The 10,787-nt window shown below is 70.6% G+C and carries 9 protein-coding genes; 8 read left to right on the top strand and 1 reads right to left on the bottom strand.

The window, feature by feature from the left end; all coding sequences use genetic code 11:
• The first annotated feature begins 40 nt into the window (after positions 1–40).
• The 8 genes from ftsZ to RN901_RS07305 all read left to right on the top strand — a co-directional run bounded on the left by ftsZ (position 41) and on the right by RN901_RS07305 (position 10,009).
• A complete protein-coding gene (ftsZ, locus tag RN901_RS07340) occupies positions 41–1,477 on the top strand; it encodes a cell division protein FtsZ (RefSeq protein WP_310757493.1) in 1,437 nt (478 codons plus the stop codon).
• Positions 1,478–1,483: 6 nt separating this feature from the next.
• Positions 1,484–2,767 carry a M23 family metallopeptidase gene (locus tag RN901_RS07335; RefSeq protein WP_310757491.1) on the top strand — a complete coding sequence of 428 codons (1,284 nt, stop codon included), beginning with the start codon at positions 1,484–1,486 and terminating at the stop codon, positions 2,765–2,767.
• Positions 2,764–4,719, top strand: coding sequence for a hypothetical protein (locus tag RN901_RS07330; RefSeq protein ID WP_310757489.1), 1,956 nt, complete (start codon positions 2,764–2,766; stop codon positions 4,717–4,719). The genes RN901_RS07335 and RN901_RS07330 overlap by 4 nt, the downstream gene beginning before the upstream one ends.
• The gene (gene ftsY, locus RN901_RS07325) at positions 4,716–5,657 is read left to right on the top strand and encodes a signal recognition particle-docking protein FtsY (RefSeq protein ID WP_310757487.1); all 942 of its coding nucleotides are present in this window, start codon (positions 4,716–4,718) and stop codon (positions 5,655–5,657) included. The genes RN901_RS07330 and ftsY overlap by 4 nt, the downstream gene beginning before the upstream one ends.
• Before the next feature lie 4 nt (positions 5,658–5,661).
• On the top strand, positions 5,662–7,791 hold the full coding sequence (gene recG / locus RN901_RS07320; protein WP_310757485.1) for an ATP-dependent DNA helicase RecG: 2,130 nt from the start codon (positions 5,662–5,664) through the stop codon (positions 7,789–7,791).
• Positions 7,792–7,872: 81 nt separating this feature from the next.
• Positions 7,873–9,174 (top strand): asparagine--tRNA ligase, encoded by a 1,302-nt coding sequence (gene asnS, locus RN901_RS07315; RefSeq protein WP_310789912.1) that lies wholly within the window; start codon positions 7,873–7,875, stop codon positions 9,172–9,174.
• 43 nt (positions 9,175–9,217) lie between these two features.
• Positions 9,218–9,742 (top strand): RidA family protein, encoded by a 525-nt coding sequence (locus RN901_RS07310; RefSeq protein WP_310757481.1) that lies wholly within the window; start codon positions 9,218–9,220, stop codon positions 9,740–9,742.
• A gap of 39 nt (positions 9,743–9,781) precedes the next feature.
• Positions 9,782–10,009 carry a hypothetical protein gene (locus tag RN901_RS07305; protein ID WP_310757479.1) on the top strand — a complete coding sequence of 76 codons (228 nt, stop codon included), beginning with the start codon at positions 9,782–9,784 and terminating at the stop codon, positions 10,007–10,009.
• Positions 10,010–10,034: 25 nt separating this feature from the next.
• On the opposite strand, the gene RN901_RS07300 is transcribed toward RN901_RS07305, so the two are convergent.
• A complete protein-coding gene (locus tag RN901_RS07300) occupies positions 10,035–10,718 on the bottom strand; it encodes a hypothetical protein (RefSeq protein ID WP_310757477.1) in 684 nt (227 codons plus the stop codon).
• Positions 10,719–10,787: the final 69 nt, after the last annotated feature.

Below are 10,787 nucleotides of genomic sequence, written 5' to 3'. Positions count from 1 at the left end.
AGGGAGGGGACACATGGTCTTTGCGTTTGACGAAAACGGCGTGCGTAACGCGAAAATGAAGGTCGTCGGCGTGGGTGGCGCCGGCGGCAATGCGGTCAACCGCATGATCGACGAGGAACTCGATGGCGTGGAGTTCATCGCGGTCAATACCGACGCCCAGGCGCTCAAGGAATCCGGCGCCCACCTGCGAGTCCAGATCGGGAAGGAACTCACGCGAGGCCTGGGGGCCGGCGCCCGTCCCGAGATCGGTCGGCAGGCGATGTCCGAGAGTGCCGAGGAGATACGATCGGCGATCGAGGGCGCGGATCTCGTCTTCGTCACGGCGGGGATGGGCGGAGGCACGGGCACGGGCGCGGCCCCGATCATCGGCGGCATGGCGCGGGAAATGGGGTCGCTCTGCATTGCGATCGTGACCCGCCCGTTCCACTTCGAGGGCAAGAAGAGGATGCGGTACGCCGAGATCGGGCTGAGGGAGCTTCGGCGCTCGGTGGACACGATGATCGTCGTGCCGAACGAGCGTCTGCTCGCGGTCGTGGGAAAGGAGATGACGTTCCGCCAGGCGCTGAAGAAGGCGGACGAGGTACTCCTCCAGGCGACCCAGGGGATCTCCGACCTGATCTCCGTGACCGGCGAGGTGAACGTGGACTTCGCGGACGTCCGCACGGTCATGTCGAACCGCGGGGCCGCCCTCATGGGAACCGGTACCGCGACGGGCGAAGACCGCGCTGTGGAGGCGGCGCAGCAGGCCATTTGCTCGCCCCTCCTCGACAACGTATCCATCAACGGCGCGACGGGGGTTCTCGTCAACATCAGCGGCGGTCCGGACCTGACGATCGATGAGGTCACGACGGCCAACTCGATCATTCAGGAGGCTGCCGGCGACGAGGGCGAGATGATCTTCGGAGTCGTGCACGATCCTCAGCTCGAAGGCAAGATCCGCGTGACGGTGATTGCGACGGGCTTCGGAGACATGGAGGAAGATGGGCCGGCGCCGGTGGCGGAGAGGGTGATCCCCGCGCGCAAGCCGTCGCCCGTGCCTCGCGCGACCCCGGTCGTCATCGGCTCGAAGTACGAGCGCCCGGGCGCCTTCGACGATCGTTCGGCGCCGTCGGCGCAACCGGAGCCCGAACCCGTCGAACCCCACCTGGAAGTGAAGCAGGCGGGCATCGCGTTCGAAGCGCTCGCGGCCGAGAAGCCGACGGCCGAGCCCGTGCTCGAGCCGCCGCCCGAGGCCGCGGCCGAATCCGCGCCGGAACCGGAGCCGGAGCCGGCACCGGCGCTCGAACCGCCGGCGTCGGAGGGATCGATGCGCGAAGGGCCGGGGTACGAAGCCGAACCGGCGACACCGGATCCCGCGGCGGAAGAAGCGACGCCCGACGTGGAGTCCGAAGTGCCGGACAGCGATTCGTGGACCGATGCACGCGTCGAGTTCGAGGATCTCGAGATCCCGACCTTCATTCGGCGACAGATGGACTGAGCACGCTTGAGAACAAGACTTGCTGCTGCGGCGGGATTCGCTCTCGCGGGAGTTCTCGTCCTCGGTTGGGCCGCGTTCGGCCCCCGGGCCGAGCGGACGGAGGACGTCAAGGTCGTCGAAGTGCCGACGCCGCCTGCGCCCATCACGCTGGTGCATCGTCTGCGGCGGGGCGAGACGCTGGGGGACGTATTCGAGGACCATGGCCTGGGTCCCGCGGCGACGCATGCCATCGCGGAGGCGATGGGCGAATTCGAGAGTCCGCGCCGGCTGCGGCCCGGGGTCGCGATTCATTTCGTGCGCCGACCCGGTGAGTCTCCGGCGCGCATCCGCGTCGACCTCGACCCCGACCGCGTCCTCCACCTGTGGTCCGACCGCGAAGCTGCGCCGTTGTGGTCGGCCCGGCTGGACTCCGTACAGGTCGTACGAGACACGCTTCTCCTCGCGGGTCTCATCCAGTCGAACCTGTTCGACGCGGAGTTGTCGGGCGACGTGGAGGCGCTGGACGACGCGGGACGCTTCGACGTGGCGTACCGGATCGCGCAGGTCTTCGCGTGGCAGATCGACTTCTGGCGGGACCTGCGGCGGAACGATGCGTACCGGCTTCTCATCGAGCGCGACGTGCGGCCGGATGGCTCCGTGCGCGACGCGAGGGTACTCGCCGTGGATTTCCGGAACGACCGGCGGGTCCTCACGGGAGTGCGATTCGAGCATGCCGCGGCCGATCGCGTGGAGTACTACGACGAAGCGGGCGAAGCTCTCAGGGGCCAGTTTCTGCTCGCGCCGCTGGACATCGTCCGTGTGACGAGCGCGTTCAACCTCAGGCGGTTCCACCCGGTGCTTCGGCGTACTCGACCGCATCTCGGCGTCGACTACGGAGCGCCGAGAGGCACGCCCGTGCGCGCGACGGGAGCCGGACGCGTGACTCGGGCAGGGTGGTGGGGGAACTACGGAAACGCCGTCGAGATTCGTCACGCGAACAATATCCGCACGCGATATGCGCATCTGACCAACGTCGCGCGCGGCGTCGCGACCGGGACCCAGGTGGAACAGGGGCAGGTCGTCGGGTATGTGGGCGACACCGGTCTCGCGACCGCGCCCCATCTTCACTACGAGTTTCTGCGGAACGGCGCGCAGGTGAACCCGGCCCGTCTGCAGCTGCCCAGGGCCGAGCCGATCCCCGCTGAACTGCGCGAGCGGTTTGCGGCGGGTCGGAATGTCATGCTCGCGCAGTTGCGAAGCCTTCCGATGCCTGTCCATCCCACGCAGCGCGCTCGCCGCACACAGGATTGAGCCCCGGCCTCTGGCTTCTCGTCGCGCTTGGCGCAGTCGCGCTCGCCGGCTGGGCCTATGGCACGCGCGAGGAACGTGTCGCGGGGCGCACCGGTCCCGCCGCCGTCCGGGCGGCGGCCCTCTTCCTCATTCTGGGCGCGCTCGCGCTGCCCGCGTTGCGCGGCAGCGGCGTCGGAGTGCCCGAACGCGTCGTGCTACTCGACATCTCGCGCAGCATGACGCTCCCGGTCCGCGCCGGAGGACCCGGAGGGGCAACGCGGCTCGACTCGGCCCTGGCGCTTCTGCCCGCACTCGCCCCCGACCGGATCTATCTGTTTGGAGACGGCCCCGTCCCCGCCCGACTCGATTCACTGGACACGCTCGGCGCGACGCACGACGCGAGCCGGCTCGAACCGGCCCTGCAGGCCGCGCGCCTGGGTGGAGCCGACAGCGTCTGGGTGCTCACCGACGGCGAGCTGACGGATCGTGACGCCGCCCGTGAGGCGGCCGCCGGTCTGGGTCTCGGGGTCCGTGAACTCCGCGTCGCCGCCGTCGAGCCCCGGGTGGCGCTCGCGGCGCTGCGGGCGCCCGAGCGGGCCCGAGCCGGCGATACCGTCCGCGCCACGCTCGAGTTCCATGCCGGTGGGGGATCGGGCGGCGGGGGCGAGCTGCCCGACAGTGTGAGCTTCCAGCTCGAACGCGAAGGAACCGTCGTCGCGACCGTGCGGGCGCCCCGCCCCGCCGCCGGACGGACGGGTCGCGCCGAAATCGCCTTCGTGCCGCGGGACGAAGGCGCCCAGCCCGCCTGGCGCCGCTATGAAGCCGTGCTCGTCGATCCGCCGGATCCCTTCGGCGTCTCCGACCGGACCGGCGCGTGGATCGAGGTCTCCGAGTCCTCCGCCGGGGCCGTGCTCGTGTCGCTGGCCGCCGATTGGGAGGCGCGTTTCATCGTCCCCGCCCTCGACCGGCTCGTCCTGGGGGGAGCGCGCGGCTACCTGCGCCTGGCGGATGACCGTTTTCTGGAGATGGGCGCCGGTCCCCGCATCGTCGAGGCATCGCGGGTGCGCGAAGCGGTACGGGGCGCGCGCCTGCTCGCCGTCCAGGCCTCGCCGGACGATCTCCCGCCGTGGCTGGCCGGCGCGCTGAGGACGCACGCGCGGACGCTCTTCTTCGCCGGGGGGCCGGGTGACGTACCGGGGGTGGGGGCGCGCGTCACGGGTCCCCTGCCAGGGGAGTGGTATCCCGCCGGGCCGGTGCCCGCGAGCCCTTCGGCGGCGCTCCTCGCCGAGGCCGACTTGGATCTTCTGCCCCCGGTCCGCGAACTCTATGCCGTGGAGCCCGCGGGGAGATGGTCGGTGATCAACGCGAGCCGGAACCGGCGCGGCGAGGGAAGGCCGCTCCTCACGGCGGGCGAAGATGGGACGCGCCGGTGGGCGCTTTCCGCGGCTTCCGACTGGTGGCGCTGGTCGCTGCGGGGGAACGAGCCGCGCCGGGTCTACGAGGGCGTGTTCAGCGGCATCGTCGGCTGGCTCGTCGAGGACGCGACGCCCCGGCTCGCCTCGCTCGCGCGGACGCCGGCGCCCGGCGAACCGCAGGTGTGGCGCATCCGTCCCGGATCCTCCGACCTCACGATCCAGGTGCTCGATGAGACGGGCGCGGAGGTGTGGAGCGAAGCCGTGGCGGATCCGCCCGCCGAACTCGTCGGTTCCGGTCTCCCCCCCGGTCGCTACGACGCGATCGTGACGGCGACCGGCCCGGAGGGGTCCGTCGAACTCCGCCGGCCCGTCGATGTCGAGCCCGATCCGCGCGAGTTTCTCCCCGGGCCGCCGTCCGAACCCATGGCCATCGGAGCGCAGCCCTCTCCCCGCGCGCCGGCCGAGGTCCGCTCGCCCCGGCCCGTGTGGCCGTTCCTCCTCGCGGTTCTGCTGCTGTGCGGGGAGTGGGTGTGGCGGCACCGGATCGGCCTCCGGTGACCGGAACTCTCCGCCGCCCGAAACGCGGCCTGTGGCGGCGGATCGTCGACTTCGCGCTCACGGACGTGAACACGCTCGTCGACGGAGGGCTCGACGGCGCCGCCATCGAGCGCCTGGAGGAAGTCCTGCTCGAGGCGGACTTCGGGGTCGACGCCACGCTCGAACTCGTCGAAGCGCTCGAGCGGGCGGCGAGCCGCGGCGCGGTCGCGACGGAGGACGACCTGCGCGACACGCTGAGGGCCCGGCTCGCCGAGACGCTGGCCGCCGCCGGGCCTCCCGCCGGCGGGTCGCTCGCCGGCCCGCCTCCGCGCGGCGACGGGCCGGGCGTCCTCCTCCTCGTCGGCGTGAACGGCGTGGGGAAGACGACGACGGCGGCGAAGCTGGCCAAACGCCTGCAGGCCGGCGGCGGCCGCGTGCTGCTCGCGGCGGCGGACACGTTCCGGGCGGGGGCGCAGGAGCAGCTCCGGGCGTGGGCGGAACGGCTGCAGACCGATTTCGTCGGGGGAACGCCCGGAGCGGACCCGGCCTCCGTGGCGTTCGACGCGGTGGCGGCGGCGCGCGCGCGGGACGCCGCCTGGGTGCTGGTCGACACCGCCGGCCGGCTCCATACGCAGGACGATCTGATGCGCGAACTGGTCAAGATCGATCGAGTGCTCGGGCGACAGGTGGAGGGCGCGCCGTACGAGCGGCTGCTGGTCGTCGACGCCACCTCCGGACAGAACGTGATGAACCAGGCGCGACAGTTCGGGGCGTCGCTCGACCTCACGGGCCTCGTGCTCGCGAAGTTCGACAGCACGGCGCGCGCCGGCACGGTCATCTCCGTCGCGCGCGAACTCTCCGTCCCGGTCCGCTTCCTCGGAGTCGGGGAGTCCCCGGAAGACCTGGAGGAGTTCTCGCCCGACCGGTATCTCGACAAGATCCTCGCGCCGGAGCCGTGATCGCGTGACGGCCGGGCGCTCCATCCTGCGGGGATCCGTGCAGTACCTGAAGGGCGTGGGCCCCCGGCGGGCGGAGCGCTTCGCGAAACTCGACGTTCATACGGGGCAGGACCTGCTCTACCACCTCCCGTACCGGTACGAGGACGCGACCACGGTCGACGCGATCTCCGAGTTGAAGGTCGGCCAGGATGCGACGGTCATCGGCCGCGTCGTCTCGAAGGGCGTCATCCCCACGCGCCGCCGGCTGCGCGTGTTCCGGGCCGTGCTCCGGGACGGGAGCGGCCACGTCGAATGTGCCTGGCCGGGACGCCCGTGGCTCGACCGCACGATCGACAAGGGCGACCTGTTGCTCGCCTCCGGACCCGTGCGCTTCTACCACGGCCGGCAGCTCCAGCCGCGCGAACACATCGTGCTGGCCCGCGCCTCCGACGAGAGCGGTGCCCCCGGAGACAGGTCCGCCGAACCGTCCGCACCCCCCGAAGAGCGTCCCGCCACGGGGCGGGTGTTTCCCGTCTATCCCGCCACCGAGGGGCTCACGCACCGGCAGATCCGCGCCGTCATCCAACTGAACCTCTCCCGTCTTCTCTCCGACCTGGGGGACGAAGACCCGATTCCGGGCGACTGGCTCGAGGAACTCTCCCTCCCCCCGCTCGCGGAGGCCCTTCGCACGCTGCACCGGCCGCCCGCAGTCGCCCGGGTCGAGCGCTGCCAGCGGCGCCTCGCCTTCGAGGAACTCTTCTTTCTCCAGCTTCTCCACGCCCGCGCCCGGGCGCGTCTCCGCCACGAGGTCCGGGGGGTGGCCTTCGACGCCCCGGCCACGCTCAGCCGCTCTCTCCTGGAGACGCTCCCCTTCGAACTCACCGCGGCCCAGCGTCGCGCCTGGTCCGAGATCGAAGCCGACATGGCCCGGCCTTCGCCGATGAACCGCTTGCTGCAGGGAGATGTGGGAAGCGGGAAGACGGTCGTGGCCGCGCTCGCCATGCTCAAGGCGATCGAGGCGGGGCGGCAGGCGGCGATCATGGCCCCGACGGAACTGCTGGCGGAGCAGCACCGGCGCACGTTCGAGAAGATGCTCGGCCCGCTCGGCGTGGAGCCCGAACTCCTGACCGGCGCCGTCACGGGGAAGGCGCGACGGCAGGCCCTGGAGGGGATCGCCGCCGGCGACGCCCGTCTCATCGTCGGGACGCACGCCCTGATCCAGGAAGGCGTGGATTTCGCGGCCCCGGGGCTCGTCGTCATCGACGAACAGCACCGCTTCGGCGTCGAACAGCGCCGCCGGCTCCGCGAGAGCGGCGAGGCCCCCGACGCCCTCGTGATGTCCGCGACGCCGATCCCCCGCAGCCTCGCCCTCGTCCTCTACGGCGACCTCGATCTCTCGATCATCGACGAACTCCCCCCCGGCCGACAGCCGATCCGCACCGCCGTGCGCGGCCCCGAAAGCCGCGATGCCGCGTTCGACTTCCTCGGCGACCAACTCGCGGCGGGCCGCCAGGCGTACGTCATCTATCCTCTCGTCGAGGAGTCCGAGGTCCTCGAGGCCCGCGCCGCCACGGTCATGTTCGAGCAACTCCAGGCCCGTTTTCCGGACGTCACGGTGCGGCTCCTGCACGGACGCCTCTCCTCCGCGGAGAAGGACGACGCGATGCGGAGCTTCCTCGCGGGCGACACGAGCCTCCTCGTCGCGACCACCGTCATCGAGGTGGGCATCGACGTCCCCAACGCGACCGTGATGGTGATCGAGGACGCCGAGCGTTTCGGCCTCGCCCAGCTCCATCAGCTGCGGGGACGCGTCGGGCGCGGCGCCGAGCAGTCCTACTGCATCGTCTTCCACGCCTCCGAGACGCCATCGGAAAGGCTCGTCGCCTTCGAGAAGAAGACCGACGGCTTCGAACTCGCCGAGGAGGATCTCAGGATCCGCGGCCAGGGCGACCTCTTCGGCAAGGAACAGCACGGCGCCGTGCTCCTCAGGTTCGCGCAACTCGACCGCGACTTCGACCTGCTTGAAGCCGCGCGCCGAAGAGCCCGCGCCATCGTCGACGCGGACCCGGGGCTCTCAAAGCCAGCCCACCGCCGGTTCCGCCACGAACTCGATCTCCGCTACGCCCGCCGGGAGGCCCTCTACCACGTCGGCTGACCCGGCCGGCACCCCGGCGGCTGCGTTCGCCCCGTCCTGCGTTTGCCCCGTCCGGAAGGGAGCCGCAACTTGTCGCCGCACATGTCCGAACACACCGTCACCATCAGCGAGTTGCCCGCCCGCATCGGGGAGGAAGTCCGTCTCCGCGGCTGGGTCCGGCGCCTCCGCTCCAGCGGCAAGATCTCGTTTCTCGTGCTGCGCGACGGCACGGACGAGGTCCAGTGCGTCTTCGTCCGCAACGAGGTTCCGCCCGAGATATGGGAACCGCTGACCGCGGTGGGGCACGAGGCCTGCGTCGCCGTAACGGGCGTCGTGCGCGCCGATGCCCGCGCCCCCTCCGGCGTGGAACTCACCGGGTCCGGCTTCGAGGTGCTGGGCCCGTCGACGGACTTCCCGATCCAGCCCAAGGAGCACGGCGTCGACTTTCTCCTGGAGAACCGCCACCTCTGGCTCCGGAGCGCGCGGCAGATCGCGATCATGCGCATCCGGGACGAAGTCATCCGCGCGATCCACGACTTTCTCCATCACGAGGGCTTCGTTCACGTCGACACCCCCATCCTCACCGGCGCCATCGGCGAGTCGGCGGGCACCCTGTTCGAGACGGAGTACTTCGATCTCGGCACCGCGTACCTCGCGCAGACGGGCCAGCTCTACGTGGAGGCCGCGGCCGCGGCGCTCGGCAAGGTGTACTGCTTCGGCCCCACCTTCCGGGCCGAGAAATCGAAGACGCGCCGGCACCTGACCGAGTTCTGGATGGTGGAACCCGAGGCCGCCTGGATCGACTCCGACGGGAACATGGCGCTCCAGGAGCGCTTCATCTGCTGGATCGTGAAGCGCGTCCTCTACAACCAGCGCGACCAGCTCGAGGCGCTGGGCCGCGACATCTCCAAACTTGAGGCCATCCAGCCGCCGTTCGACCGGATGAGCTACACCGACGCCGTCGCCTTCCTGCAGTCGAAGGGCAGCGACATCGAATGGGGTTCGGATCTCGGCGCGACGGCAGAGACGCTGCTCGTCGAGGGCCGGGACAAGCCGCTCTTCGTGTTCGACTATCCGAAGGGGGTCAAGGCCTTCTACATGAAGGAGAACCCGGAGGATCCCCGCACGGTGAAGTGCAACGACATGCTCGCGCCGGAGGGATACGGCGAGGTGATCGGCGGCAGCCAGCGGGAGGACGACCACGACAAGCTTCTCGCGCGCATTCGCGAGGAAGGGCTCCCGGAGGCGTCCTACGACTGGTATCTGGATCTCCGGAAATACGGGACCTTCACACACAGCGGGTTCGGGCTCGGGATCGAGCGCACGGTGACGTGGATGTGCGGGATCGACCACCTGCGCGAGACGATCGCGTTCCCCCGGATGATGACCCGCATTACGCCGTGATCTCGCTAGGCAGGGCCGGCATCCGGCCCCGGAAGGAGGATGTATGACTCGGAAACAGCTTCTCATGACGGCGCTGGGTCTCGGACCGGCTCTGGCGCTCGGCGGCGCCCTGGCATGCGCGGAGGCGCCCGCCGCGCAGGAACACAACCAGATGGCCGAGATGATGCACTCCGTCGAGTACCTGGGCGGACGGCCCAACTCGCCCTTCTCCGAGGCCGTCCGGGTGGGGAACGTACTCTACCTCGCCGGCAAGCTCGGCACCGTGCCCGGCGAGGGGCTCGTGGAGGGCGGAATCATCCCCGAGACGCAGCAGACGATGCGAAACATCGCGGACGCGCTCGAGCGCTACGGCTCGTCGCTGGACGAGGTCGTGAAGTGCACCGTCTTCCTGGCCGACATCGCGGACTTCGGAGACATGAGCCGCACGTACATGGAGTTCTTCCCCAACGACCGGCCCGCGCGCAGCGCGCTGGCGGTGGGCGGCCTCGTGCTGAACGCGCGCGTGGAGATCGAGTGCATCGCGACCATCGGCCTCCCCGGCGGCGGCGACGGGGACGGCGGCTCATAGGCGCCCGGCGCACCGCCCCGTGATCCGGCGTACTGCCCCGTGATCCGGCTCACCTGGCTCGGCTTCGTCGTCGGCGCGGTTGTGTTCGCGGCGCTCGGGATGTGGATGAACACGCAGATCAGCTCGCCGATGTTCTCCAACCCCGGCCCCGTCGGCATCCTCGCCCTCATCGGCGGCACGACGTCAGCTCTCGTGAGCCCCCTCCTCCTCCGCTGCCTCGAGGCCCGCCGCCGTCGCCGCCGGGGGGACCGCGACCCGGAACGCTAGCCGGAGACGTTCCCGCGGGAACGTCCTATCCGATCTCTCCGGGCTCGGCGAGGCGCCGCAGCGTGCCGACGTCGAGGCGGTGTCCGCCGGGATATGTGTGGGAGGTGAAGGCGATGCCAGCCGCGCCCAGCCGCGCTTCATGAGCTTCGATGGCGGCCCGGTCGAAGTATTCGTCCTCATCGCCCACGACGAGATGGAGGTCGGCGGCGGAGAGCGTGGCGCCGTGCTCGCTCAGGTCGAGGTCGGGCGGGACGGTGGAGCCCCACAGGATGGCGCGGTCGATGCGGGCGCGGCCGAACGCGAGCCAGCGGCACAGCGTGTGAACCCCCTGCGAGAACCCGAGTCCGACGATCCTCGGGGGCGCCGAGCCGCCTGACGTCTGCCGCGACTCCTCGGCGAGGATGTGCGCGTGGAGCCGGTCGAGGTAGCCGACGTAGTCCTCGATGTCCGTGAGACGGTCTTCGCTCGTCATCCAAGAGGCGCCCACCTTCCTCGAATCGTGGTCGATGTAGTGACGGTGCAGGCCCTCGGGGGCGACGATGCACCGCGCGCCCTCGTGAATCGGCTGGAAAGGGCGCAGGAAGCGGTGGGCGAGCTGGTGGTACCCGTGCAGGGCGAACCAGATTTCGGTCACCGGCCGCTCGTGCGGCTCGAGCACGGCGAAGCGCACCCGCCGTTCGATCGTGATGTGCCTCGGTTCAACCGACACCGCGCCTCCCGGCCCGCCGACCCTGGTGTCGTGACCAGGTCGCGGGCTGCCAGGGTTCGAAGGGTGATA

The sequence above is a fragment of the Candidatus Palauibacter soopunensis genome (assembly GCF_947581735.1).
GTDB lineage: Bacteria > Gemmatimonadota > Gemmatimonadetes > Palauibacterales > Palauibacteraceae > Palauibacter > Palauibacter soopunensis.
The sequence above is the reverse complement of the archived record's forward strand: the minus strand, read 5'-3'. Positions and strand labels throughout refer to the sequence as shown.

Coding starts and splice junctions, on each gene's coding strand:
- asnS (WP_310789912.1), top strand. CDS start 7,873: ATGTCCGAACACACCGTCACCATCAGCGAGTTGCCCGCCCGCATCGGG.
- RN901_RS07310 (WP_310757481.1), top strand. CDS start 9,218: ATGACTCGGAAACAGCTTCTCATGACGGCGCTGGGTCTCGGACCGGCT.